The sequence below is a fragment of the Gottfriedia sp. ABJ_BB2_2 genome, assembly GCF_055484705.1.
Genome location: NZ_JBVFKR010000001.1, coordinates 745,703 through 771,880 on the forward strand (window position 1 = coordinate 745,703; position 26,178 = coordinate 771,880).

Genomic DNA, 26,178 nt, shown 5'->3' on the forward strand with positions numbered 1-26,178 from the left:
TCTCCATCAAAAAACATTCTTTGCATATTATATCACATTTTGACGAAGGCTTTTCGTTTACTTACTCGTATTGTTAAATGTTTCTTTTATTTTTAACAATAAGAAAAAGCTAGGAAGTTTCACCTTCCTAGCCTTCATTATTCTTCTTCGCCATCTAAAATAAAATCTGGATCTAATTCTTCAAACTCATCATCTAATTCATAGAAATCATCACCGTCGTAAGCACCATCTGGAGCTACGACAACAACTACTTTTGTTTCACCCACAACTTCAACTAATACCTCTTTTTCAACAGTCACGATAAAGCGATTGCCATTAGGTGAGATAACTGCATCTAAGCAATTAGGATGCTTTAATGATTTTGCAATTACTTCACAATCTTCTCCAGTAAAATTATCATCTCTGTATTTTAATTTTACCAGCTCATGATATTTTACTGATTCTTGTACAACCTCTGTTCTCGTATTGTCACTATAGGAGTACCAAATATTGATATCATATTTACCTGATACCTCTACTCCTTCTTTTACTTTTTTAGCATCATATACATGATTAATAACCCAGCAGCCTAGTATACTTGATGGTGTGTGACTTGGTGTGATTGTATGAGTGCTTCTATTGTATTTCTTGCCTTTTCCTACGACTGCCTTCGTTATGATCTCTCTGTATTCAGACATAGGTGTGACCCTCCTCGTTCCATTTTCATTTCATTCTATGCGTGACATTAGCGGAATGTGTTAATGACATGAAAATTCTTTTATACAAGTTAAAAAAACATGTGATGATAAATTGTATGACGAGTGCCTAATAAAGTTGACTGTTTCTTAAAGAAATTAAAAAATAAACATTTAAATTTATGATGAAACCGCATCATTCCTATGTTTTAAAGAGTTTTTGAAGTATCTTTCGTAACTTTTTTAAGAGATCAGAGAAGAAAAAATTGCTCGATCATGCACATTTCGTTTTGAAGACAAGTATGAACGAAATTGTCAGAGGAGGTTTTTTTTAATTATTTTCCGTTTATATATGAATATGAAAAGTGAATATAGTAGATGTTTAGGTGAATGATAGAAGAATTTTCATGAAGAAAATCAAAAAAAAGACACAACAGCAATCTCATTTAGATTGCATATTGTGTCTTTTTTATTAATGACTGCAGCCATCTGTTGAGCAACCTGCTCCAGCATTGCTTGCAATTTTTGAACCAGTTTCACCACTTAATAAGTTTCCACCAGTCGATTTAATAATTTCGTCTGTTACACCATTTGAAATTGTGTGTGCAATCAGTTGAAGTAAGTCATTCACTTCTACTTGAGAAGATTGAAATTCTTGAACGATCGGAATTGATTCTAATTGTTCATTCAGTTCTTCAAGCTCTTGTTCCACTTTTTTCAATGCTTCTTTCTTGCCCCAATGTTCAAGATTTACTGCTTGCTTTTGTAATGATTTAATTTGCTCTATATGTGTTTTAACAGTTTGGCTTTCATTGATTTGAGCTTCAGCTCGTTTAAAAAAGTCTACTTCTTCTGTTTCAGAAATCATGACAGCTAATTCTTTAGCACGTGCAACGATATCTTCTTTTGTAAATTTTCCCATTATCTCACCTCTACTGGTTCTTCTACTGGCTCTTCTACTAATTCACCGTCTAATGACCATGTTTTAGCATTTGTAACTTTAACTTTTACGATTTGACCTACAATAGATTTTGGCCCCTTGAAGTTAACTAGCTTATTGTAAGGCGTATATCCTGCTAGAACATCAGGATTTTTCTTACTTTCACCTTCTACTAATACTTCAAGAATTTGACCTTCGAATCGTTTATTAAATTCGTTTGCTTTTTGATTAACAACAGCATTTAAACGTTGTAAACGTTCCTTTTTCACATGCTCTGGTACATTATCAATCATTTTCGCAGCAGGCGTACCTTCGCGTGGTGAATAAATAAACGTGAATGCTAGATCGAAACCTACTTCTTCATATAATGTCATTGTTTCTTCAAACTGTTCATCAGTTTCATTTGGGAAACCTACAATGATATCTGTCGTAAATGAGATATTAGGCATTGCAGTTTTTAGCTTTTTCACTAAACCAAGATAATGTTCACGATCATATTTACGTGACATCATTTTAAGAACTTCTGAACTACCTGATTGTACAGGTAAGTGAATATGTGGCATTAAATTGCCACCTTTAGCTAATACATCAATTAGATGATCATCAAAATCGCGAGGATGACTTGTCGTAAAGCGTACACGAGGAATACCAATCTTACGGATTTCATCCATTAAATGACCAAGACCGTATGTCCCATCTTCAAAGTCTTTGCCATATGCATTAACGTTTTGTCCTAATAGTGTTACTTCTTTGTAGCCTAAACGAGCAAGTTCACGTACTTCATTAATAATATCTTCAGGTTTACGACTACGCTCTTTACCACGCGTATAAGGAACGATACAATACGTACAGAACTTGTCGCAACCATACATAATATTAACCCAAGCTTTAATTTCGCCACGACGAACTTTTGGAAGGTTCTCAATAACGTCCCCTTCTTTTGACCATACTTCAATCACCATTTCTTTACTAAACATAGCTTCTTGAATGATAAATGGTAGTCTATGAATATTATGAGTACCAAAAACCATATCTATGAAAGAATGTTTTTGAAGTATACGATTTACGACTGCTTCCTCTTGTGACATACAGCCACAAATACCGATTAAAAGGTCCGGTCTTTGAAGTTTAAGCGGTTTTAAATGTCCAATTTCTCCAAATACTTTGTTTTCTGCATTTTCACGAATCGCACAAGTATTTAAAAGAATAATATCTGCATCCTCCACAGATGTTGCAACTTCATATCCCATCGTAGTTAAGATACCAGCCATAACTTCTGTATCATGCTCATTCATTTGACATCCGTAAGTACGAATTAAAAACTTCTTACCAACACCAGAATTTCTCATTTCCTCTGGTATTTCGAAGCCTCTATCATACATTACTTCTTCCTTACCACGACGTTTTGCATCAGCTAAGGAAGGAGCTTGATAAACTTTTTCAAAGTACTTACTATAATCTTTATCATTTTTATCTTTTGAATTATTTATATTAGTGCCTTGAAGGCGTTGTTGTTCGTTCATTTAACAATCTCCTTTCATCGCAACATTACACATTACTCTAGTATATAACGTTATTCTACAATATACAATCTACGTTGCGCAAAAAGAAAGGTCTAAACAGTAAGTATTATCTTATAAAAATGATATAAAAGCGTCATTCACTATAAACCGTTTTCATTTATAGGTATTCATTATTAGTTCATTATTATTTATTGGGTTTTAACTCTCTTTAATTTTAGATTACTAATTTTATGTCCCCAATGAATCTCAGCATTGATATACTCTTGATGATTTAGCATTCGACATCCATAACATTCATTTGTTTTTATATGATATTTACCTTGACGATTTAATGTAAATGCTTAATGAACTCTAAATTGTTGATCTGATATAAATGTATGAGCTCTTGATGAAGGGATATTTAGTAAATGAATCGAGCCTTTGTATGCGATAAAAGATTCCAAACTGATTTCATTGCCAATTAAATATTCATGCAAATCTATTGACCAGTATGAATTTTCTCCTTTAAATCGAACCGTTTCAGTACTAATAAAATGCTTACTGCTCTCTTTAGCACTAAGTTCAATGTAAAAGTTAAGAAATAAATATAGAAAAAGGCAATACAGAATTGTTTTATTTTCATCCTAAAAATCTCCTGTTTTTCATACTATGCATCGATACTTAAATCCGTATACCATCGTATGAAAAACAAAAAAACTCCTCAAAAATGAGGAGTTCTTTTATATTACATAAATTCAGCAACTAATTTTTCGAATTGATCTTTTTCTAATTGAAGATCAGATTCTACTAGTGGATCTTCACTGTAACCAGAAATTAATTCTTGGTAAGATTTTTGTTCTTTGTTTTGGTAGATTAGACCAGTTACTAAACCTTTATTTTGCATTAATGTTTGCATAGCCATTTCTTTATTTGATGGATCATACCCTTCAACATCAGAAAGCTTCACAAGGTTTTCTTTAAACCAGTCATAAGTGTTTACTTTATTATAAGTAACACATGGACTAAATACGTTGATTAAAGAGAAACCTTTATGGTTAATACCTTGCTCGATTAATGAAGTTAATTCTTTTAAGTCACTTGAGAAACTTTGTGCTACGAAAGTTCCACCAGCAGTTAACGCCATTTCCATTACAGAAAGAGCTGATTCAACTGAACCTTGTGGTGTACTCTTCGTTTTGAAGCCTACATCACTACGAGGTGACGTTTGACCTTTAGTTAATCCGTAAATTTGGTTATCCATTACGATATAAGTAATGTCGATGTTACGACGAATTGCATGGATAGTATGTCCTAAACCGATAGCGAATCCATCTCCGTCACCACCAGAAGCGATAACAGTAAGATCACGGTTAGCCATTTTTACACCTTGTGCAATTGGAAGAGAACGACCATGGATACCATGTAAACCATAAGAGTTAATATATCCTGAAATACGACCAGAACATCCGATACCAGATACAACTGCAAGGTTATCCGGTTCTAAACCAACATTTGCTGCTGCACGTTGAATTGAAGCTTGTACTGAGAAATCTCCACATCCAGGGCACCAGTTTGGTTTAACGTTATTACGAAATTCTTTAAATGTTGCCATTTAGAACAACTCCTTCCTTACAAGTGTTGTAAATTTCTTTTGGTAGGAAAGGATTTCCATCATATTTTAATAAGCTTGAAATCTTTTCTGCATGACCACAGTTCATTTTAATGATGCTTGTTAATTGACCTGTAGCATTGTTCTCAACAACGATCACACGTTTAGCTTTTTTCAGTTCTGGTAAAAGCTCCGCTGTTGGGAATGGGTGAATTAAACGAACATGAGCATGGTTAACTTTAATACCATCTTGCTCTAAACGTACCATAGCTTCTTCTATAGCACCACGAGTTGAGTTGAAGCCTACTAATAATACATCAGCATCTTCATGTTTTGCATTTACTAATACAGGGTTAGGGAAACGTAGGTTATTTAACTTACGCATACGCTTATCCATTTGTTGATTACGATTAATTGGTGATTCAGAAGGCTTACCTGTTTCATCATGTTCAACACCAGTTACGTGGTGAATTCCACCTTTCATACCTGGTACTACACGTGGAGAAACGCCATCTTCTGTCACTTCATAACGCTTGAAGTATTCTTTATTCTCAGATACAGGAAGCTCCATGTTGTAATCAAACTTACCGCGACGAATTTGAACTTTGTCAAATTGAAGTGGTTCTACTGTTTGTTTACCTAAAGATAACTGTAGGTCTGTAATTAAGATTACTGGAACTTGATATTCTTCAGCTACGTTAAACGCTTCCACCATATCGTAGAATGCTTCTTCAACTGTACTTGGAGCGATTACTACTTTAGGAATCTCACCGTGAGTACCGTAGATCATAGCCATTAAATCTGATTGTTCTTGTTTTGTAGGAAGACCAGTACTTGGACCACCACGTTGTGTATCAACGATTACTAATGGAACTTCAGTAATACCTGAAAGGCCGATTGCTTCCATCATTAATGATAGACCAGGACCAGCAGATGCAGTAAGTGTACGTACACCAGCGTAGTTAGCACCAATCGCCATTGTACATGCAGCAATCTCATCTTCAGTTTGAATTACAGCTCCACCGAATTTAGGTAATTTTTTAATTAAGTATTCCATAATCTCAGATGCAGGTGTAATTGGATACGCTGCCATAAAACGTGAACCACCAGCAAGTGCACCCATTGCGATCGCATCATTTCCGATTAAGAACATACGTTTTTTACCGTCTGCGCTAGATAATTGCATTTTATTTACATTAACGCCAAGCATTTCTCTCATTTCTTCTGCTCCGCGTGCGATTGCTTCAATGTTTTTCTCTACAATTTGTTGACCTTTTTTACCGAAAATTTCATCAACTACTTCTCTAAATACATCAATTGATAAACCTAAAATTGCACTTGATGCTCCAACTGCAACCATGTTTTTCATTAATGAAGTACCTAGTTCAGTTGCTAAGTCTGTAAATGGAATTGAATAAAGTGTTACATCCGTTGAATCTGGAATTGTTGGATTAAATTTAGCATCAGCGATTACGATACCGCCTTTGCGTAATTCATAAAAGTTCACATCGATCGTTTCTTGGTCAAAGGCTACTAAAATATCTAAGTCATCTGAAATTGCACGAACTTCAGTTGTACTTACACGAATTTTATTATTTGTGTGACCACCTTTAATACGTGAAGAGAAATGGCGGTAGCCGTATAAATAATAACCTAAACGGTTTAACGCAATTGCAAATATTTCTCCTGTACTTTCGATACCTTCACCCTGTTGTCCTCCAACTTTCCATGAAAGTTGTTCTATCATTTCCTACACCCCTTTGAATGCCCTCATTCGTAGTAAATTAAAAATTAAAATATTGCATATTTGCATATCATTCATTTTTTTATAAAAAGAATGAAAGCGATTTAAAACATATCTTTTGATATGAGTTAATTCGCTTTCAATTCTAGACCTTATATTCAAAAAAATCAATGATTTTAGCACAAATTATTCCTATAATTTTTATATTTTTATTATTCTGAACAAATAACACGTTATTTAAAATGAATATAGGATGAATAATTGTTGTACATAAAGCCTTTTACTTGTTCTTCAGTATAAAATTTAAGGAGTTCATTTGTTAGATTTTGATATTGTCCAACATGATTTAAATTCGTTGGATGAATTTCGATTCCATCAAAATCCGAGCCCATCGCGATACATTTTTCACCGCCAAGAGCACACATATGATCAATATGTTTAATCAAATCAGATATTGATGCAGTACCCTCATCTACTACAAATGGCGGATAAAAATTAATGCCTACTATTGCATTACGACTAAACATGGCTTTTAATTGCTCGTTACTTAAGTTTCTTGGGTTTTTACAAATTGATTTTGCATTTGAATGTGTAGCAGTTGGATATTTCGCTTGATGAAATGCGTCCCAAAAAGCTGCTTCACTACAATGAGAAAGATCACACCACATATTATGCTCATTTAAGTAATGAACTACACTTCTTCCAAAATTCGTTAGTCCACCATTTCGTTCTTCAAGAATACCATCAGCTGCCTCATTGGCAAAATTCCATACTAAACCGACACTACGTACGCCTAGACGGTGAAGTATTTTTAAACGATTAATATCACCTAATAATGCGTCACAGCCCTCTAACGTTAAAATTGCACCCATTTCATGTGATTGTAATGTCGCCTCATCTTCTTTTGTCCGAATTACTTTAATATTATTCTCAGAAATTGCAATTTTTTCATAAAAAAGAGTGACACATTGCAATGCCGCATCAAATTTTACTAATTTATGTATACTTTCAGGAATATAAATTGCATAGCATTGTACTTTGCTATTTCCTTGTTTCAATTTTTCAACTGAAACTTGTAACGTCTCACCATTATGAAAATTGATTGAAGGCTTTTCCAATAGTTTCATCAACACGTCACAATGTGCATCAAATATTTTCATATCGTAACTTCCTTTCGATTTATTAGACTTTTTACACTATTCTATCATATTCATGATAACATGGATGAAATTTAAAAAAATGCAAAATAAAACAACCTGCTCGCATGTTGCTAACAGGTTGTTATTATTAACGAGGTTCAACGATTAATTTGATCGCTGTACGCTCTTCCCCATCGATTTGAATATCTGTAAAAGCAGGGATACAAATTAAATCCACTCCGCTTGGTGCTACAAATCCTCTTGCAATTGCAACTGCTTTCACAGCTTGGTTTAATGCACCAGCGCCGATTGCTTGAATCTCTGCCGAGCCACGCTCTCTTAATACACCTGCAAGTGCTCCTGCTACAGAATTAGGGTTTGATTTTGCTGAAACTTTTAATATTTCCATTCCTAGATCCTCCTTGTTACTAAAAAAGCTATTATTGTGTACAATAAAAACTATTCTTGATAACAAGAAGATATTCCTGCTAAATTTTTAAAGTTTTTTAAAAATTTTTACTATTCTTTTAATTAAGATAATAAAGCTTGATGATCATCATTAATTTGGATACGTTTTATTGATTTTGCTCTTCCGGAATTCTTATCTAACTCAATGATTACACCACTAAGCTGACCTCTTCCTTCATCTACTTCAAAGCGTACTGGAAGATTTGTTAAGAATTTTTTTAATACCGCATCCTTTGTAACCCCAAGCACTCCATCATATGGCCCAGTCATTCCAACATCAGTTATAAATGCAGTTCCCTCAGGTAAGACTCTTTCATCGGCTGTTTGAACATGTGTATGCGTACCTACAACTGCTGTTACTCGGCCATCTAAATACCATCCCATAGCTATTTTCTCACTTGTAGCTTCTGCGTGGAAATCGACAAAAATGATATTCGTTCTTTTCTTTGCTAGTTTGATTAATTCATCGGCCTTTTTAAACGGGCAATCAATTGCTGGTAGGAATGTTCTTCCTTGTAGATTAATCACTGCAATTTCAACATCATTAAAGTTTAAAAATACTAGACCATTTCCAGGTGTACCTTCTGGGTAATTTGCTGGTCTTACTAGATACTTTGCGTGATCAATAAATTCAAATATTTCTTTTTTATCCCATGCATGGTTACCGAGTGTAACTGCTTGCGCACCTAATTCTAAAAATTCACGATAGATTTTCTCTGTAATCCCTTTACCATGTGCTGCATTTTCACCATTTATGATCGTTACTGAAGGACTAAAATTCCTTTTTAAAGACTGTAAATGTGTTTTTACCATATCTCTACCATTTGAACCTACTACATCACCAATAAACAAAATTCTCATCTTTTTACATCCTTCCAAATTTGCATGTCCTGTTCATTGAACATACAAATATCTTACCTATATATTACCCAAAAATATGAAAAGCTCCTTTACTAGCACAATCAAAATCTTTCATCCATGATAAAGATCAGATTGCATAGTTGGAGCTCCAATTATTTCACATAAAAGAAAATAAAGTGGCAATTGCCACTTTATTTTGCATACTCAACAGCGCGAGTTTCACGAATAACCGTAACTTTGATATGTCCTGGATAATCCAGTTCATCTTCTATACGTTTTCTTATATCTCTTGCTAATCTATGAGCTTGTAAATCATCAATCGTATCTGGTTTCACCATGATTCGTACTTCACGTCCAGCTTGAATAGCGAATGACTTTTCAACACCTTCATACGATTCAGAAATCTCTTCTAGCTTTTCTAAACGACGAATATAGTTTTCTAATGTTTCACTTCTTGCACCTGGTCTAGCTGCAGATAATGCATCGGCAGCTGCTACTAATACAGCAATAATTGATGTAGGAGCAGTATCACCGTGGTGAGATGCGATACTATTAATAACTACTGGATGTTCTTTATACTTAGTCGCTAGTTCAACACCGATTTCAACGTGGCTACCTTCTACTTCATGGTCAATTGCTTTACCAATATCGTGAAGTAATCCTGCGCGTTTAGCTAGCTTTGCATCTTCGCCAAGCTCAGCTGCCATTAGACCCGCTAGATTTGCAACTTCCATTGAGTGCTTTAACACATTTTGACCATAACTAGTTCTAAATTTCAGACGACCTAATATTTTAATTAAGTCTGGGTGAATTCCATGAACGCCAACTTCAAAAGTAGTTTGTTCACCGACTTCACGTATGTACTCATCTACTTCACGTCTTGATTTTTCAACCATTTCTTCAATTCTAGCTGGATGGATTCGACCATCTTGTACTAATTTATCTAATGCAATTCTCGCAGTTTCACGACGAATTGGATCAAAACCTGATAAAATAACAGCTTCAGGCGTATCATCAATAATTAAATCAATACCTGTTAATGTTTCTAAAGTACGTATGTTTCGACCTTCTCGACCGATAATACGACCTTTCATTTCATCATTTGGAAGATTTACAACAGATACTGTTGTCTCAGCAACATGATCTGCAGCACAACGCTGGATTGCTAATGATAAGATATCCTTTGCTTTCTTATCAGCTTCTTCTTTTGCACGAGCTTCTGTTTCTTTAACTAAAATTGCTGTTTCATGGGATAGCTCATTTTCGACTTTAGAAAGAATTAACTGTCTTGCTTCTTCACGATTTAAGCTAGAAATACGTTCTAACTCTTCTTGCTGAGCAGCAATTAATGCCTCTATCTTGCTTTCCAGTTCTTCTATCTGCTGTTGTTTTAAAACAAGAGATTCCTCTTTTCTTTCAAGTACAGACTCACGTTTAGAAAGTCCATCATCTTTACGGTCAAGATTCTCTTCTTTTTGCATCAAACGATTTTCTTGCTTTTGTATTTCACTACGACGATCTCGAATTTCGTTTTCTGCATCTGTACGAATTTTGAAGATTTCGTCCTTTGCTTCTAATAAAGCTTCTTTCTTAATTGATTCTGAATCACGTTTAGCATCTTCAATAATTTGATTTGCATGATTAGTTGCGCCATTAATTTTAGCTTCTGCAATGGACTTACGAACAAAAAATCCAACAACGTAACCGACTCCGAAAGTGGCAAGCAATACGAAGATGATCCAAATTATATCTTGTGCACCCATGATTTCACCTCCTCTTGCTATTTAATTAGTTTCATTTTTGTCGGCTTGTATATTGTATTAATAAATTGCATCAACATACAGCACATTAAAATTCAATTTTTCATTTCAAAGTAATATTTTTTTAGAATATACACTTAAATATTAAATCTCTTACCAAATGATGTCAAGCCTTGTAACCTGCTTACTTGCTTGATTTATCAATATTTATTACATTTTTACTAGATTTCATACATGAAATTTAAAATTTTATACTACAAAAGAAAAATATATAGGAAAAAATTCGTCTTTATTTATTCAATACTATTTATAAATCTATCCCATTATTTATTAAATTGGTTTCATTGCTACAATCCTATAATGAGAAAAACTTACTAAAATACACCTTCTTTTAATGTCAGAAAAAAAGCGAGTGCTCATCGGAAGCACCCGCTTTTTACTAAATTAAACAACTAACTATTTAGATAAATAATACTAAGTAGTTAATTCATCATTTCAAAAGCTTACTCATCTAATAAAGAAAATTGATCTTCATCTTCATCAGGTACAGTTACAGGTTTATCTAAACCATAGTGCTCACGAATAGATGCTTTAACAGTATCACGAATATCTCTATTTTCTTTTAAGAATTGCTTAGCATTTTCACGCCCTTGTCCAAGACGCTCTTCATTATATGAATACCAAGCTCCACTCTTAAGAACGATATCTAAATCAGAACCTATATCCAGGATTTCTCCTTCTTTAGAGATCCCTTCTCCGTACATAATATCCACTTCTGCTTGTCTGAACGGAGGCGCTACTTTATTTTTAACAACTTTAATTTTCGTTTTGTTACCAACAATATCATTACCTTGTTTTAACTGTTCAGCACGACGCACTTCTAAACGTACAGATGAATAGAATTTTAACGCACGGCCACCTGGTGTTGTTTCAGGGTTACCGAACATTACCCCTACTTTTTCACGAATTTGGTTAATAAAGATTGTAATTGTTTTTGATTTATTGATTGCACCAGAAAGCTTACGTAATGCTTGTGACATTAATCGAGCTTGTAAACCTACGTGTGCATCTCCCATTTCTCCTTCAATTTCAGCTTTTGGAACTAAAGCTGCAACTGAATCGACAACAATAATATCGATTGCACCACTTCGAACTAATGCTTCTGCAATTTCAAGTGCTTGTTCCCCTGTATCTGGTTGAGATAATAATAATTCATCGATATTGACGCCTAACTTTTGAGCATAAATAGGATCTAATGCATGCTCAGCATCAATAAATGCCGCTTGTCCACCTTGAGCTTGAACTTCTGCAATCGCATGAAGCGCTACAGTTGTTTTACCTGAACTCTCAGGACCGTAAATTTCAATAATTCGACCTCTTGGATAACCACCTACACCTAATGCTACATCTAGTGCTAGCGATCCACTAGAAATAGTTGAAATTTGGCGATCAGTTTGCTCTCCAAGCTTCATAATTGAACCTTTACCAAATTGTTTTTCTATTTGTTTTAAAGCCATTTCTAAAGCAGCTTGACGATCACTCATTTGTTTTCCTCCTCAAATTACAATCCATTTATATATCTTATATTTATATCATAACTGTTTTTTGTTCGTTTGCCAACAAAAAAATAGAACATTTATTCGATATTTTTTATATTTAAAGTAGAATTTCTCAGAATAGAAACGCTTGTTTCGTATTTTAACGACTATAAAACTAAAAATCTATTAAATTAAGTACGTAAAAATTAAAAAACTCGGCAATTTAACCGAGCTTTTTTATTATAAAATATACAGTTATGATTTATAAGTCTTGACTTTCATTAATTAATTTCACGAGTAAACTTGCTCCGTTTTTCACGCTAGAAAGCCTAATTTGTTCTCTACTTCCGCTAAATTGGAATTCTTTTACAATGGTAGGAGCATTAGCTATTTTAATACCAATATAAACCTTTCCTACTGGTACTTCTTCTGCAGCATTTGGTCCCGCTTCCCCAGTAAAGCTGATAGAAACATCACTTCGAGAGATACTTTGAATGTTTTCAACTAATGACTTAGCACATTCAATACTCACTGCACCTTCTTTATCTAGTAATTCCTTTGGCACATTTAATAGATTTTGTTTCATTTCATTTGAATAACATACAATACTTCCTTTAAAGATTGACGAATTACCAGGAATATCTGTCATTCTTTTACTAAACAATCCACCTGTTAAGCTTTCAGCTGCTGAAATTGATAGATTGTGTTCTTTTAATTTTTTTGAAAGTACGATGAACAAATTATCGCCATTTGAGCCATAAATAAATTGTCCAACACGTTCTCTAATTTGATGTTCAGCTTGCTCTATTAATTTATTAGCAGCTCCTTCATCCTCTGCACTTGCAGTAACTCTAAGCATAACCTCACCTTCACTCGCTAAAGGAGCGATCGTTGGGTTCGACTGATTTTCAAGTAAATCAATAATCTTTGTCTCTAAAATAGACTCACCAATACCAAAAAACTTAAGTTCCTTTGATACAATTGTGTTAGTTTCTTTTCCTTTTAAGAAATAAGGAATTAACTCATTTTCTACCATTGGAATCATTTCTTTTGGGGGACCTGGCAAAAGAACGAATTGTTTGTTTTCAGCTTCATAAACCATCCCAGGAGCCATTCCATTATGATTCATTAAAACATGTGCGTTGTTAATAACCAAAGCTTGTTTTTTATTATTCTCTGTCATCGGACGATTTACTTTTATGAAATATTGTTCGATAAATTGCAATGAAGGTTCATGAATGACTAATGTTTCATTTAGATATTCAGCGACAACTTCCTTTGTTAAATCATCTTTAGTTGGCCCTAGCCCACCAGTTAATATGATGAGATCACTACGGGATGTAGCAACATCTAATACATGCTTTAGTCGTTCTGCATTATCTCCTACGACAGTTTGGAAATGATGGTGATAACCTAAAGTAGACAAGTGTTTAGCTAAAAATTGAGCATTGGTATTCGCAATTTGGCCTAAAAGAAGCTCGGTTCCAACCGCAATAATTTCAGCCTTTTTCATATCATTTCCTCCAATTCATACAGCTTACATTGATTTAATAAGAATTTCTCTATTTTTATAGAAGTAATCCCAACCAGAGTACACCGTATAGAAAAGTGCAACCCATAGAGATACGTCAGCAATTGAAAATGGTAAGAAGTTTAATGGGAAATCATGTAAGAAGTAAGCTGAAATTGCGACAATCTGAGCCCATGTCTTAATTTTCCCAAGCATTGCTGCCGCATGTACTTCACCAGAACCAGCCAAAATCATTCTTAGCCCAGTTACGGCAAATTCTCTGCTAATAATCACAATTGTAATCCATGCTGGTACATAATGAAAATCAGTTAATATAATTAATGCTGAAGAAACTAGTAACTTGTCTGCAAGGGGGTCTAAAAACTTCCCAAAGTTTGTTACTAGGTTATATTTACGTGCAAAATGACCATCTATAAAATCAGTAACGGATGCTAGAATAAAGATAGCCGCGCCTACGAGATGATTAACTGGTATGGAATCACCAAGTAACGTAACATTCCCCCATCCAAAGTCAATTAACACAACAATCATAAATAGTGGTATTAAACATACCCTTGATACTGTAATCTTATTTGGTAAATTCATGGTAAAAAACCTCCAAAACTTTCTAAAAAATGAAGCTAATTTATGAGAAATGAATAAAAGCCATCTTGAAGATGACTATTGATTCATTTTTAAATTTTTAATCGTAATATATTGGTGAACTGATTCCGATGGACTAACAGGGAATTCAAATACTTCATCGTTGATTCTTAATTCAACAGCCTGTGTTGCACCAATATTTAAAGTTACTTCTTCTTCATCAGTAAAATCAAAAGTTTGATTTTTAGATTTATTAATCATACCTGCAAACAGTGATGATCCAGCTTTATTTTTAATACCTAGGTACACATCACCTGTAGCGCCAATTACTTCTAGTTTAAATACTTCAGTTCCAGTTAATGAAACAGTTGTATATTTACCTTCAGCAGAATCTACAGTAATTTTTTGAGTCGCTTCTTCTGGTGGATTTTCTTCGTCCATAGTAGCATCATCTTTAGTATCTTCATTTGTTTCTTGGTCATCTTTATTTGTTTCATCTAAAACATTATTTTCAGGTTTTTCAATTTCTGAATTTGAATTAGATTGATTTGTATTTGCAGAATTGTTATCGTTATCTTTTGTTGGGAACATCACATAAATTAGAATACAAATGCCAATAATCAGTATGGCAATTAATATCTTTGGTAAATAATCCATTACACGTGATGACTTCACATTCACACCTAATGGTTCTTTAAGTTTTGAAGAACGTGTTGGTATTTCCTCATGTTTAACTTCTTCTACATGATTCGACCCTTCATCCGAGTCTTCTACAGTTGTTTTTTCAACTAAGAAATTAGAAACATCAACATTTACTGTTTCTGCATACTGACGTATAAAAGCACGTACGTAAAACTGTCCAGGTAATATTTCATAGTTACCTTCTTCAATCGCTTCTAAATAGCGTTTTTGTATCTTTGTTAATTCTTGCACATCATCGATCGATAAACCTTTAGCTTCTCTAGCTTCTCGTAATATTTTTCCTAATTCTGTCACAATTTACACCCCAACTAACTTTAAAAATCAAACATTGAGAACGAGTTGTGTCCATCTTTATTTTGGTCTACTAGTTCATATTTAATTTCTTCGTTTTCATCATTTCTTAGTTCTATTATGTAATCAAAATCTTCTAATGAGTATTCAGTCTGTTGCACAAATACGTCAGGATGCTCTACTACTTTTACAGAAGGCATTGCCATGATTTCACGAACTAATTGCCAATGTTGCTCATTTGCTCTTCTATGAGATAGTATTCCATCTATAATAAATACATTTTCAGCATTATACTCATCTTCTATTAATTGACTTCTTAAAGTTTGCTTTATTAACGTTGATGATACGAATAACCAACGTTTATTTGCACAAACGCTTGCCGCTACAATTGATTCAGTTTTACCAACACGAGGCATACCTCTAATTCCAATTAGCTTATGTCCTGGCATCTTAAATAACTCAGCCATAAAATCTACTAGCATCCCTAAGTCATCACGAACGAATCTGAATGTTTTTTTATCATCTTCATCGCGTTGAATATATGTACCATGCCTAACTGCTAAACGATCTCTAAGTGTCGGTTTTCTTAATTTAATTATAGTTATATTGTCCATTGTATTTAAAATTGATTCAAATCTAGTAATTTGATCATCATTTTCACAACCAAGTAGCATGCCACGCTTCATCGTATCAACACCATTAATTGTTAAAATATTAATCCCTAACATACCAATAAGTGAAGCAATATCTCCAAGTAGTCCAGGGCGATTCTTATGTATTTCATACTCAAAGTACCATTCAACTAACTGCATACTTATACCCCCTCATTATAACTACTTTTACTCTACCTTTTATAATAAACGATTTTACCCTAATAGAAAAGGTAAAATATGTGAATTAACAAACTTTCAAGACTTACATTCACTAGGCAGTGTGCCATCCGCCATTTACTCCTAGAATTTGGCCGGTTATATACGAAGATTGTTCGGAAATAAGAAATAGAGTAGTATTTGCTATTTCATTTGGAATGGCTAATCTATTTAATGGAATTTCGTCTGCTATACTTTGTAATTCTTCTTCACTAAATGAATTTAACATATTCGTTTTTACAGCACCGGGTGCTACAGCATTTACACGAATTCCACTTGGTCCTAACTCTTTAGCTAATGCCATTACATAAGCATTTTGAGCACCTTTCGTAGTAGAATATAAAACTTCACAAGATGCACCAATTTGGCCCCAAATAGAAGAAATAACAACAATACTACCTGTTTTTTTTGATACCATTTTCGGTATAAAATGATTAACTAGTTTAATCAAACTTTTAATATGTAATTGAGTCATTTTATCAATTTCATCATCGCTAGCATCCGTTATTAACCCAAAAACAGATTGTCCGGATGCATAAATAATTGAATCTATTTCAGAGTGATTATTTATTTTTGAGAGTAAATCAAAAACACCTAGTTCATTCGATAAATCCGCTTGGACAATTTGACAATCTACTTCATTCTCTTTTGCCAGATCTACCAATTGATTTACACTTTGATGATTACGATTGTAATGTGCGATCAAATCATACTTTTCTTCAATACATTTTTGAGATATCGCTAACCCTATATCTCCACTTGCCCCAACAACCAAAACTCTTTTTCTCATTTTATTTTCTCCAATAGTAAGACTTCTATATTCTGCCTTATAAGTTCATAAGCTAAAGCTCCTAAAAAATCATAAAAGCATCATCATTGTGTTATGCTTATGCTTGTAGGGGCTTATAGCAAATCCCTTCCGCTTTTCAAATAAAAGGCATCCTATAAAGGATGCCTTCTCTTTTAATGAGGAAGTACAAAGAATTCACTCATATAGTCTTCATTTATTAAATGACTAACACTTGATTTTAAATCCTCTACTGTAATAGATTGTAACACACTAACGATGTCAAATAAATTCATATCTAAGAATGCATATCTTGTAAATTGATTTGCGATATATTCAGGTGAATTAAGTGAACGTAAAAATCCGCCGATTTTCTTTTTCACTACACGATCTACGATTTCTTTTTCCCATTGGAGTGAATTTGCGTCTAATAGGACTTCTTTAATTTTTGCTGATAATTTTTCTGGGGAGGTTGAGTCCCCGCCAATGATTGCAAAAGCAAATCCATTCTCAGCAGAGTAATCATATGAAAACGTATCATCTATTAGCCCTTCTTCGTACATTTCTTGATACGTGTTTGATCCTTTGCCAAATAAATAATCGAGTAATAAAGAAACAGTCAACTCATGCTTCAATAATTCTGAACCTTTTTTTGGTGCTTGAAAATCCTTTACACCAACTAAAACTTTTGAAGATTGTACATTCATATGTAACACTTTCTTCTTTTCTGCAGAACTTGCTGTTTCTTCTGGGAAAAATCTTTTGATTTCATTTGCATCTTTAAATGTTTTTTTGTTTTGATTTTCTTTAATGAGTGTCATTGTTTTCTCAGGGTCAACTGGTCCTACTACGAAAAATAACATATTGCTTGGATGGTAGAACGTTTCATAGCAAGTATATAATAATTCTTTCGTAATGTTAGAAATAGATTCAACTGTTCCAGCTATGTCTGTTCTAACTGGATGCTTTCCATATAAAGACGCAATCATTCCAAAATATTGTCTCCAGTCCGGATTATCTTCGTACATTTTAATTTCTTGGCCTATGATGCCTTTTTCTTTTTCTACACTTTGATCAGAGAAATATGGATCCTGCACAAAATCTAATAAGGTAATTAAATTTTGGTCAACATTGTTTGTTGCTGAAAATAAATATGCTGTTCTTGTAAAGCTTGTAAATGCATTAGAAGATGCACCTTGCTTACTAAAAACTTGGAATACGTCACCATCTTTTTTCTCAAAAAGTTTATGCTCTAAAAAGTGTGCAATTCCATCTGGAACGACCAACTTCTCTTCTTTTCCAAGTGGAATAAATTCAGAATCAATTGAACCATACTTAGTCGTAAAGGTAGCATAGGTTTTATTGTAGCCTTGTTTTGGGAGTATATAAACTTTTAATCCATTGTCCATCTCCTCAAAATAAAGAGTTTCATTAAGTTGTTCAAAGTATTGCTTTTCCATTATGCTCCCTCCTGACCTTTTAAGAAGTATGTTGTGTGAAGTTTGATTTTATTTGCAACTTGAATAATTTCTTCTTTTGTAACTTTTTCGATGGCTGGAATCCATTCTTCAATAGCACGTTCGTTACCACCTGCGTGATCATTAAATAATGTTTCAATAATTCCGTAGGCAGTATCCATACCTTCTAAAAGACTATTTTTAATAACTAATTTTGTTTGCGCAATTTCATCCTCTGTGAAATTACCTTTTCGCATTTCCTCAAGCTGCTCGGCAATAATCGTCGTTGCTTTTTCATAATTTTCATTCGCAATACCTGACATTACCATTAGAATCGACTTATGGCTTTCAAAACGTGATGCAGCATAATATGCTAAGCTATTTTTTTCTCGAACATTGATAAATAGCTTTGAATGCGAATAACCTCCAAATAATCCGTTGAATACTTGCAGAGCAAAATATTCAGGGTCTTGTATTGATACACCTGTTGTATATCCAATATGTAATTTTGCTTGATTTAATTTCTGCTCTTCAATAATTTCTTGGGGAGATTCAATTGCACCAGCTTTAACTGTATCGAAACCTTTTTGTTCAACACTCGTATTTTTAAAATTTTCCTCTACAAGCGCTTGGCATTGTTCGAATGATACATCCCCAACGATATATAAATCAATTAAATCTTGTTGTAATGAAGTTTGATAATATTGATAAAGCTCTTCTGTCGTAATTGATTTAACCGCATCTGTTTTACCATTGGCTAGTAAAGCATACGGATCATTTTTAAACATTTCTTCTACTAAACGTTGATTTGCATATTTCAGCTTATCATCATTAATTGATTGAATGCGTTGTATTTGACTACGTTTTTGAGTTTCAAGATGCTTTGTGGAAAAGCTTCCATTTTCTAAATACGGATTTTGCCAGATTGATGATATTAGCGCAATCGCTTCATTTAATAATGTACTTTGATTAGAAAGGTATTTTTCATTAGCAATATCAATGGAAAATGACATGACATGAGAGTCACCTTTTTTTGAAACATCTACAAAAAAAGTTGCTCCGTATAATTCTTCAAGCTTTCTTCTTATTTCACCATTAGTAGGAAGTTCCTGTGTTCCACTTTGCAATACATAAGGTAATATACCTCTGTAAGAAATCGTTTCTTCTTCAAGCTTTCCTCGAACTTTTAATGTGATTGAGTTTGTTTTAAATTTTTCCGTAGTGATGACATGTAGCTTAATTCCATTTATTTCACTGTTTTTATACTGTAGCAAATTCACCTAAAAACCCTCCTCAGTCAAAAAGTGTTTATTTATACTTATTTCCAATATCTTCATTGTATCTCTAATTTTACCAAAAATAAAACCTACAGCTTAGTTTACCCAAATTTCTAAAAATAAAGTATGGAGTTACTTAGGTTTGAATCAACAAATGTGTGTTACCATAAATTTCTATCTAAAAAAAGAAGCTCCCTACAAAAAGGAAGCTCCTGAAAATATATTTTTATTAACGTTTCCCTTTTTCATATGCAACACCAACTGATTTTGGTGCTTGAGATGATTTAGAGAAAATAACTAACGCAATAAGTGTTACTACGTATGGGAATAGCTTTAATGCTAATGGTGGAATTTGCGCCAGGCTTGGAATAACTTGCGAAACGTTTGCAACTGTTGTTGCAACACCAAAGAATAATGTAGCTGCAAGAATACCTAGAGGCTTCCATTGACCAAAAATTAAAGCTGCGATTGCAAGGAAACCTAATCCAGCAACACTTCCAGTAAACTCACCAGAATACGTTACTAAAATGATAGCTCCACCTAAACCTGAAAATGCACCAGAAATGATAACGCCTAAGTAACGAATGCGATAAACATTAATACCAGCTGCATCTGCTGCTTGAGGATATTCACCACAAGCACGTAATCGTAAACCAAATCTTGTTTTATAAATAACGAAAGTACTAACAATTAAAATAAGTAATACTAACCATGTTGTTGCGTAAGCATTTTTAAAGAATAGGTCACCGATAATTGGAATATCACTTAAGAATCGAACATCTCCACGATCCATCCCGTTCACACGAATATTACCTGATCCAGTTAAATTTCTTGCTAAGAAGATTGTTAATGCACCTGCAATCATGTTGATTGCGATCCCACTAATAACTTGGTCTGCATTTAAATTAATACTTGCAAAAGCATGTAATAATGAGAATAAGGCACCTGCAAGAACTGCAACTAACAGACCTACCCAGATTACCCAAGCTTCACCTGGGTTTGTCTCTTGTAATTTTGAAATTGTTAATGCACTTGCAAAGCCACCAACAACCATAAGACCTTCTAATCCGATATTTACAACACCGCTTCGTTCAGAAAATAGTCCACCTAACGCTACGATTAATAAAGGAATCGTATAGGCAATCGCATATGGGAAAATTTGTATGATAGTATCCATTGCCTTATTTCACCTTCTCTCCAACATTGCTTTCAACTGCTTCTTTTTTATACTTACGTTTCTTACCAAAGTAATCCGTTACTTTTTTAATTAAGACACTAGTAGCAGCGAAATAAATAATGATTGCAATAATAACATCAGCAATTTCTGGTGGAATTGCAGTCATTGCACTCATAAAACCTTTACCAGAGTATAAAAGACCAAAGAAAATCGCTGAGAAGAAAACACCAATTGGCGTATTCATACCTAATAAGGCTACAGCAATACCATCAAAACCTACAGATGGTAAAATACCAATTTGAATTGTAGAAGCATTACCTGTATATTGAACAACTCCAGCAAGACCTGCTAATCCTCCTGAAATCATCATTGATAATATTACGTTACGATTTACAGAGATACCTGCATATTCTGCAGCACTGCGATTATATCCTACGGCTTTTAATTCATAACCTAAAACAGTACGATTAATGATAAATGCAATTACAATTACCATGATAGCTGCAATAAATAAACCAAGGTTTATATAAGATCCACCAAATAAATCAGATAACCAGTGCAGTTTTAATGTAGCACTATCAGGAAGATTTTTTGATTCAGTTTCAGTATTACCTTTAAAATACTGAGGAACTAAATAATAAATTGTCCAATAAGCAATCCAGTTCATCATGATTGTAGAAACAACTTCATGAACATTAAATTTAGCTTTTAAAAGACCTGGGATAAATGCCCATAAAGCTCCCGCTAAAAAACCAACAATAATCATTAAAGGAACGATCACGATTGATGGTAAATCAACAAATGTCAATCCAACTGCAGTTGCACAAAATCCACCAAATAACATTTGTCCAGCAGCACCGATATTAAATAGTCCTGTTCTAAATGCGAATGCAACAGAAAGTCCAGCTAATATTAGAGGTGTAGCTGTAGCTAATGTATTACCAATACGTTCAGAGTTTTGTAATCCACCCTGGAATAAATACGTAAATCCTTCAATTGGATCATTACCAGTTGCTGCAATTAATATTGCACCAGCGATTAATCCTAATAAAATGGCAATTAAAGAAATGATTCCGTCCTTTTTCATGCCCCTTCACCTCTCTTTATACCTGCCATCATAAGTCCTAATTCATCTTCATTCGTTTGTTTTGCATCAACAATGTCAATGATTTCCCCACCATTTACAATTGCAATACGATCTGAAAGATTTAAAACTTCATCAAGCTCTAAAGAAATCAGTAGAACAGCTTTTCCACTATCTCTTTGTTCAATTAATCTTTTGTGAATATACTCAATCGAACCAACGTCTAGTCCACGAGTAGGTTGACATGCAATTAATAATTCTGGTTGAAGCTCGATTTCACGTCCAATGATTGCTTTTTGCTGATTACCACCAGACATTGATTCTACAACAGTTTTAGCTCCTTCACCTGAACGAACGTCAAACTCTTCAATAATTTTCTTAGCATGCTTTGCAATCGCAGCTTTATCTAAAATACCAAATTTAGAATATGGCTCTTGATTATAGATTTCTAAAACAACATTCTCTTCAATCGTATATTCCAAAACAAGACCTCTTTTTTGTCTATCTTCTGGGATATGTGCAATTCCATTATGAATTCGTTCACGAATACTATTTTTTGTAATATCTTGTCCTTTTAGAAGAATCGTTCCTTCTTCAATCGGTCTTAATCCAGTAATCGCTTCTACTAGTTCAGATTGACCATTACCTTCTACACCAGCAATACCAACAATTTCACCAGCACGAACTTGAAGTGAAGCATTTTTAAGTCCAAGTACTTTTTTATTATTTTTAACACTTAAATTGTTTACATCAAGTACAACTTCACCAGGAGTTGCTGCTTGTTTATCAACTTTAAAAGATACCTGACGTCCGACCATCATAGATGCCATTTCTGACTCAGAAGTTTGTTTAACATCTACAGTACCGATATATTTACCGTGACGAATAACAGTACATTGATCTGCTACAGCTTTAATTTCTTTTAATTTATGTGTAATGATAATGATTGATTTGCCTTCGTTAATTAGATTCTTAATGATGTTCATTAATTCTTGAATTTCTTGAGGCGTAAGTACTGCTGTCGGCTCATCTAAGATTAATACTTCTGCATTACGATACAAAGTCTTCAGAATTTCTACCCTTTGCTGCATTCCAACAGAGATGTCCTCAATTTTTGCATACGGATCTACATTTAAGCCATAAGTTTTAGACAATTCTTCAATACGTTTAGCAGCTGTTTTAATATCAACAACTAAACCTTTTTTTGGCTCTAAGCCTAAAATAATATTTTCAGTAACTGTAAAGTTTGCAACTAGTTTAAAATGCTGATGAACCATTCCGATTCCAAGTTCATTTGCAACATTTGGATTAGCAATTTTAACTTCTTTCCCTCTTACCTTGATCGTACCTTTTTCAGGAGTATACATACCAAAAAGGACGGACATTAAAGTTGATTTCCCGGCTCCATTTTCTCCAAGAAGAGCGTGGACTTCACCTTTTTTTAATCGTAGTGTAATATTGTCATTCGCTATAATTCCAGGAAATTCTTTTGTTATATTTAACATTTCCACTACATATTCCATAATTTTCCTCCTTTTTATATTACGAAATCATTTATTCACTAATACGTTTATTTGAATTCGAAATATTTACCTATTTTATATTTTTTAGGGAGGGTCTCTCACTCACCCGCTACTCATGCCCTAATCAAAAGCAAGCTCTTCCATATTAAGTGCTTACATTTGATTAAGGCATGAATTACCTTGAAAGTTATAGAAGAAGCATACAAAAAGGTAGAATTCCTTTCCTTATGCTTCTTCTTTTAACTATTCAATGAAATGTATTAAAATTACTTGATTAAATCGCCTTTTTCACTTGCTACAACGATTTCACCAGACTTAATTTTGCCAAATACTTCTTCAACTTTTGTTAAAGTTTCTTTACTTAAGTTTGGATTTTCTTTTGGTAAGCCAATACCATCGTTTTTAGCATCGAAAATTAAAGTTTGTCCACCAGGGAATTTTCCATCTTTTTCAGCCTTCATCATATCAGAAGCTGCTTTAGAAATATCCTTCATAGCAGAAGTTAAGATTGTTGATTTGTCGCCATCGTAAATACCTTCAGAATATTGGTCAACGTCTACACCGATAACCCAAGCTTCTTTACCAGCTTTAGCACGAGCTTTAGACTCTGTGATTGCACCGATACCTACACCACCAGCAGCAGTGAAGATCGCTTTAACACCACGGTCATACATTTGAGCAGCAATTTGTTGTCCAGCAGCTACGTTATCAAAGCTACCTTGATAAATTACGTTTTGAGCTTTTAAAGAGATACTAGTTCCAAGGTTTTCGTTTGCATATTTAACACCTTGTTGGAATCCCCAGTTAAATTTTTGAACTGCAGGAATTTCCATACCACCAATAAATCCTACATCACCAGTTTTTAATTGAACTGCAGTTGCAATACCAGCTAAGTAACCAGCTTCATGCTCAGCGAAGAAAATTGAAACTGTGTTATCTTTTACTACAGGTTTGAAGTCACCAGCGTGTGGAGTTCCATCGATGATAACAAATTTGTCATCTTTATATTTATCTTGCGCTTTAAAAATTGCTGTTTCGAATTTGAAACCAGGTGTTACGATGAATTTGAAACCAGCATCGTGTAAGTTTCCAATTTCTTTTAAGTAGTCAGCTTCAGTGCTTCCAGCTGGCTTTAAGTATTTTGTATCTTTTTTCTCATTGAAGCCTAAATCTTCAGCTCCAGCTTTAATACCTTCCCAAGTACCTTGGTTAAATGACTTATCGTCAATTGTACCTGAGTCTGTTACCATACCTACTTTAAATGCGCCTTCTACATCTTTTCCTCCATCTTTACCACAAGCGCCTAAAATAGTACCTGCAGCTAAAGCCATTGAAAGAATAAGACCAGCTTTTTTCATCTTCATGAATTTGCCCCCTTAAATTTATTTACATTTGTACTAGCTTGGTATATAATCGTTAACTTAACGATCCACCTCCCTAATAATTTTTTTATGAAATTTTCAGTTTTTTTTAGAAATACCAGCCTGTATTATTTTCTCTTAAATTACTTTTGTATATGCAGTTAATTTCTTTTTCGTAGAACGTTAAAACTAAACTGATCCGCTCTAAAATAATTGTAAGAATGAAGTACAGCTCTATTTAAATCATCAAAATGTAGCTGTTCAATTAATAAAAGTGATACTTCTGGTTCACACTGTAGTAAAGGTGATACTTTATCGTGATAACCAATTGGTTCAATTCTTGCACTTGAGTACTCAATGTTTCGACCTGTCACTTTATTGATATATGAAAAAAATGAGTGGTCCTCAAAAGAAGGTACTTGTTTAAAATAATTTGTAGGTAGTTTATCTATACAGTAGACAACCGGTTCCTCATTTGCAGTACGGATACGTTCAACGACATGTATACGATCATCTTCAGTAATATTGAAATTATTTAAATCTTCTTTAGTAGGAACTAGTAGTTTAGAAGATAGAAAGATTGTACCCGGCTCCTTACCTGCATCAACGATCATTTCAGATACACTATTTAGCTGTTCGATGCCTGTCCTAAAAGTTGGTTTCGGTTTTACAAAAGTACCTACGCCATGTCTTCGTACTAAAATATTTTCTTCTTCTAATACCCTTAATGCTTCTCGCAAAGTTGCTCTACTTACTCCAAATATTTTAGATAACTCATACTCTGAAGGTAACTTATGATGTGGCAAATAAATTCCATTTTCTATATCTTGTTTTATTCGATCCATCACTTGGAGATAGAGTAATCTGGAGTCTGTTTTAATTTTCATGTTCCATCCCCCAAACTTTGGATTTCAGACATCAGTTGTTAGACCTCTGTCGTATAATCCTTCTTTACTATACTGTTATTTTTAAATCTTTTCAATACTTTCTGTATATTTTTTGTAAACGCTTTTATACTTTTGTCGAAATGTAAGGTTTCGACTTTATTACACATAAAAAAGACTCTTATAATCCCCCAGTTTCACACAGTGAAAAAGCTAGATTATAAGAGTCAATGATTCTAGTATACGATATCACGTTCTCCATAATAATGCTTTTTCCCCATAGTATTGCAAATACCGGTTGCAATGTAGAAACTTTCGACCCATAATGTCGAATTTATATGAGGACTTACATCTATCTGAAGAAAATAATAGCATTTCTTGTCTAAAAATGTCAACACGGTTCAAGCAAATTTTCAAA

General features: G+C 33.7%; 23 protein-coding genes and 1 riboswitch. All 23 genes read right to left on the bottom strand.

All coding sequences use genetic code 11. The features are described from left to right. Positions 1-137: 137 nt before the first annotated feature. Positions 138-677, bottom strand: coding sequence for an outer spore coat protein CotE (gene cotE / locus ACX6U0_RS03820; RefSeq protein ID WP_464958670.1), 540 nt, complete (start codon positions 675-677; stop codon positions 138-140). A gap of 469 nt (positions 678-1,146) precedes the next feature. Beyond that, a complete protein-coding gene (locus ACX6U0_RS03825; protein ID WP_464958671.1) occupies positions 1,147-1,596 on the bottom strand; it encodes a YlbF/YmcA family competence regulator in 450 nt (149 codons plus the stop codon). Continuing rightward, positions 1,596-3,137: a tRNA (N6-isopentenyl adenosine(37)-C2)-methylthiotransferase MiaB gene (gene miaB / locus ACX6U0_RS03830; RefSeq protein WP_464958672.1), complete on the bottom strand. Its 1,542-nt coding sequence runs from the start codon at positions 3,135-3,137 to the stop codon at positions 1,596-1,598. The genes ACX6U0_RS03825 and miaB overlap by 1 nt, the downstream gene beginning before the upstream one ends. A 478-nt stretch (positions 3,138-3,615) precedes the next feature. Next, the gene (locus ACX6U0_RS03835; protein ID WP_464958673.1) at positions 3,616-3,759 is read right to left on the bottom strand and encodes a hypothetical protein; all 144 of its coding nucleotides are present in this window, start codon (positions 3,757-3,759) and stop codon (positions 3,616-3,618) included. A 102-nt stretch (positions 3,760-3,861) separates the two neighbouring features. Next, positions 3,862-4,728: a 2-oxoacid:ferredoxin oxidoreductase subunit beta gene (locus ACX6U0_RS03840; RefSeq protein ID WP_464958674.1), complete on the bottom strand. Its 867-nt coding sequence runs from the start codon at positions 4,726-4,728 to the stop codon at positions 3,862-3,864. After that, positions 4,715-6,472, bottom strand: a complete 1,758-nt coding sequence (locus ACX6U0_RS03845; RefSeq protein ID WP_087998476.1) for a 2-oxoacid:acceptor oxidoreductase subunit alpha — start codon at positions 6,470-6,472, stop codon at positions 4,715-4,717. Before ACX6U0_RS03845 ends, ACX6U0_RS03840 begins: the two co-directional genes overlap by 14 nt. Before the next feature lie 230 nt (positions 6,473-6,702). Then, positions 6,703-7,629, bottom strand: coding sequence for a dipeptidase (locus tag ACX6U0_RS03850; RefSeq protein ID WP_464958675.1), 927 nt, complete (start codon positions 7,627-7,629; stop codon positions 6,703-6,705). A gap of 127 nt (positions 7,630-7,756) precedes the next feature. Next, the gene (spoVS, locus tag ACX6U0_RS03855) at positions 7,757-8,017 is read right to left on the bottom strand and encodes a stage V sporulation protein SpoVS (protein ID WP_044893696.1); all 261 of its coding nucleotides are present in this window, start codon (positions 8,015-8,017) and stop codon (positions 7,757-7,759) included. 122 nt (positions 8,018-8,139) lie between these two features. Beyond that, positions 8,140-8,937 carry a TIGR00282 family metallophosphoesterase gene (locus ACX6U0_RS03860; protein WP_464958676.1) on the bottom strand — a complete coding sequence of 266 codons (798 nt, stop codon included), beginning with the start codon at positions 8,935-8,937 and terminating at the stop codon, positions 8,140-8,142. Between the two features lie 191 nt (positions 8,938-9,128). Beyond that, complete coding sequence (gene rny, locus ACX6U0_RS03865; RefSeq protein WP_464958677.1) at positions 9,129-10,700, bottom strand: ribonuclease Y; 1,572 nt, start codon at positions 10,698-10,700, stop codon at positions 9,129-9,131. Between the two features lie 500 nt (positions 10,701-11,200). After that, positions 11,201-12,241: a recombinase RecA gene (recA, locus tag ACX6U0_RS03870; protein WP_464958678.1), complete on the bottom strand. Its 1,041-nt coding sequence runs from the start codon at positions 12,239-12,241 to the stop codon at positions 11,201-11,203. Between the two features lie 256 nt (positions 12,242-12,497). After that, entirely contained in the window at positions 12,498-13,748 is a 1,251-nt protein-coding gene (locus ACX6U0_RS03875) for a competence/damage-inducible protein A (protein WP_464958679.1), read from the bottom strand. A gap of 24 nt (positions 13,749-13,772) precedes the next feature. Continuing rightward, positions 13,773-14,351: a CDP-diacylglycerol--glycerol-3-phosphate 3-phosphatidyltransferase gene (pgsA, locus tag ACX6U0_RS03880; protein ID WP_464958680.1), complete on the bottom strand. Its 579-nt coding sequence runs from the start codon at positions 14,349-14,351 to the stop codon at positions 13,773-13,775. Between the two features lie 75 nt (positions 14,352-14,426). Further along, the gene (locus tag ACX6U0_RS03885; protein WP_464958681.1) at positions 14,427-15,344 is read right to left on the bottom strand and encodes a helix-turn-helix domain-containing protein; all 918 of its coding nucleotides are present in this window, start codon (positions 15,342-15,344) and stop codon (positions 14,427-14,429) included. A 20-nt stretch (positions 15,345-15,364) separates the two neighbouring features. Next, positions 15,365-16,153, bottom strand: a complete 789-nt coding sequence (locus tag ACX6U0_RS03890) for a DUF3388 domain-containing protein (protein ID WP_464958682.1) — start codon at positions 16,151-16,153, stop codon at positions 15,365-15,367. A 112-nt stretch (positions 16,154-16,265) separates the two neighbouring features. Next, entirely contained in the window at positions 16,266-17,000 is a 735-nt protein-coding gene (gene ymfI / locus ACX6U0_RS03895) for an elongation factor P 5-aminopentanone reductase (RefSeq protein WP_464958683.1), read from the bottom strand. Between the two features lie 173 nt (positions 17,001-17,173). Then, entirely contained in the window at positions 17,174-18,457 is a 1,284-nt protein-coding gene (gene yfmH, locus ACX6U0_RS03900; RefSeq protein WP_464958684.1) for an EF-P 5-aminopentanol modification-associated protein YfmH, read from the bottom strand. Continuing rightward, positions 18,457-19,734: an EF-P 5-aminopentanol modification-associated protein YfmF gene (yfmF, locus tag ACX6U0_RS03905; protein WP_464958685.1), complete on the bottom strand. Its 1,278-nt coding sequence runs from the start codon at positions 19,732-19,734 to the stop codon at positions 18,457-18,459. Before yfmF ends, yfmH begins: the two co-directional genes overlap by 1 nt. Before the next feature lie 226 nt (positions 19,735-19,960). After that, complete coding sequence (locus tag ACX6U0_RS03910) at positions 19,961-20,908, bottom strand: ABC transporter permease (RefSeq protein ID WP_464958686.1); 948 nt, start codon at positions 20,906-20,908, stop codon at positions 19,961-19,963. Between the two features lie 4 nt (positions 20,909-20,912). Further along, a complete protein-coding gene (locus tag ACX6U0_RS03915; RefSeq protein WP_464958687.1) occupies positions 20,913-21,995 on the bottom strand; it encodes an ABC transporter permease in 1,083 nt (360 codons plus the stop codon). Then, positions 21,992-23,515 (bottom strand): ABC transporter ATP-binding protein, encoded by a 1,524-nt coding sequence (locus ACX6U0_RS03920; RefSeq protein WP_464958688.1) that lies wholly within the window; start codon positions 23,513-23,515, stop codon positions 21,992-21,994. Before ACX6U0_RS03920 ends, ACX6U0_RS03915 begins: the two co-directional genes overlap by 4 nt. A gap of 266 nt (positions 23,516-23,781) precedes the next feature. Beyond that, on the bottom strand, positions 23,782-24,873 hold the full coding sequence (locus tag ACX6U0_RS03925; protein WP_464958874.1) for a BMP family lipoprotein: 1,092 nt from the start codon (positions 24,871-24,873) through the stop codon (positions 23,782-23,784). Positions 24,874-25,037: 164 nt separating this feature from the next. Beyond that, positions 25,038-25,763, bottom strand: a complete 726-nt coding sequence (locus tag ACX6U0_RS03930; protein WP_464958689.1) for a GntR family transcriptional regulator — start codon at positions 25,761-25,763, stop codon at positions 25,038-25,040. Positions 25,764-26,020: 257 nt separating this feature from the next. Next, positions 26,021-26,122, bottom strand: a riboswitch (purine riboswitch). Positions 26,123-26,178 lie beyond the last annotated feature (56 nt).

Bases quoted from the DNA above. Each gene is read 5' to 3' on its own strand.
- cotE (WP_464958670.1), bottom strand. From the start codon at position 677: ATGTCTGAATACAGAGAGATCATAACGAAGGCAGTCGTAGGAAAAGGC.
- ACX6U0_RS03825 (WP_464958671.1), bottom strand. From the start codon at position 1,596: ATGGGAAAATTTACAAAAGAAGATATCGTTGCACGTGCTAAAGAATTA.
- miaB (WP_464958672.1), bottom strand. From the start codon at position 3,137: ATGAACGAACAACAACGCCTTCAAGGCACTAATATAAATAATTCAAAA.
- ACX6U0_RS03835 (WP_464958673.1), bottom strand. From the start codon at position 3,759: ATGAAAATAAAACAATTCTGTATTGCCTTTTTCTATATTTATTTCTTA.
- ACX6U0_RS03840 (WP_464958674.1), bottom strand. From the start codon at position 4,728: ATGGCAACATTTAAAGAATTTCGTAATAACGTTAAACCAAACTGGTGC.
- ACX6U0_RS03845 (WP_087998476.1), bottom strand. From the start codon at position 6,472: ATGATAGAACAACTTTCATGGAAAGTTGGAGGACAACAGGGTGAAGGT.
- ACX6U0_RS03850 (WP_464958675.1), bottom strand. From the start codon at position 7,629: ATGAAAATATTTGATGCACATTGTGACGTGTTGATGAAACTATTGGAA.
- spoVS (WP_044893696.1), bottom strand. From the start codon at position 8,017: ATGGAAATATTAAAAGTTTCAGCAAAATCAAACCCTAATTCTGTAGCA.
- ACX6U0_RS03860 (WP_464958676.1), bottom strand. From the start codon at position 8,937: ATGAGAATTTTGTTTATTGGTGATGTAGTAGGTTCAAATGGTAGAGAT.
- rny (WP_464958677.1), bottom strand. From the start codon at position 10,700: ATGGGTGCACAAGATATAATTTGGATCATCTTCGTATTGCTTGCCACT.
- recA (WP_464958678.1), bottom strand. From the start codon at position 12,241: ATGAGTGATCGTCAAGCTGCTTTAGAAATGGCTTTAAAACAAATAGAA.
- ACX6U0_RS03875 (WP_464958679.1), bottom strand. From the start codon at position 13,748: ATGAAAAAGGCTGAAATTATTGCGGTTGGAACCGAGCTTCTTTTAGGC.
- pgsA (WP_464958680.1), bottom strand. From the start codon at position 14,351: ATGAATTTACCAAATAAGATTACAGTATCAAGGGTATGTTTAATACCA.
- ACX6U0_RS03890 (WP_464958682.1), bottom strand. From the start codon at position 16,153: ATGCAGTTAGTTGAATGGTACTTTGAGTATGAAATACATAAGAATCGC.
- ymfI (WP_464958683.1), bottom strand. From the start codon at position 17,000: ATGAGAAAAAGAGTTTTGGTTGTTGGGGCAAGTGGAGATATAGGGTTA.
- yfmH (WP_464958684.1), bottom strand. From the start codon at position 18,457: ATGGAAAAGCAATACTTTGAACAACTTAATGAAACTCTTTATTTTGAG.
- ACX6U0_RS03910 (WP_464958686.1), bottom strand. From the start codon at position 20,908: ATGGATACTATCATACAAATTTTCCCATATGCGATTGCCTATACGATT.
- ACX6U0_RS03915 (WP_464958687.1), bottom strand. From the start codon at position 21,995: ATGAAAAAGGACGGAATCATTTCTTTAATTGCCATTTTATTAGGATTA.
- ACX6U0_RS03920 (WP_464958688.1), bottom strand. From the start codon at position 23,515: ATGGAATATGTAGTGGAAATGTTAAATATAACAAAAGAATTTCCTGGA.
- ACX6U0_RS03925 (WP_464958874.1), bottom strand. From the start codon at position 24,873: ATGAAAAAAGCTGGTCTTATTCTTTCAATGGCTTTAGCTGCAGGTACT.
- ACX6U0_RS03930 (WP_464958689.1), bottom strand. From the start codon at position 25,763: ATGAAAATTAAAACAGACTCCAGATTACTCTATCTCCAAGTGATGGAT.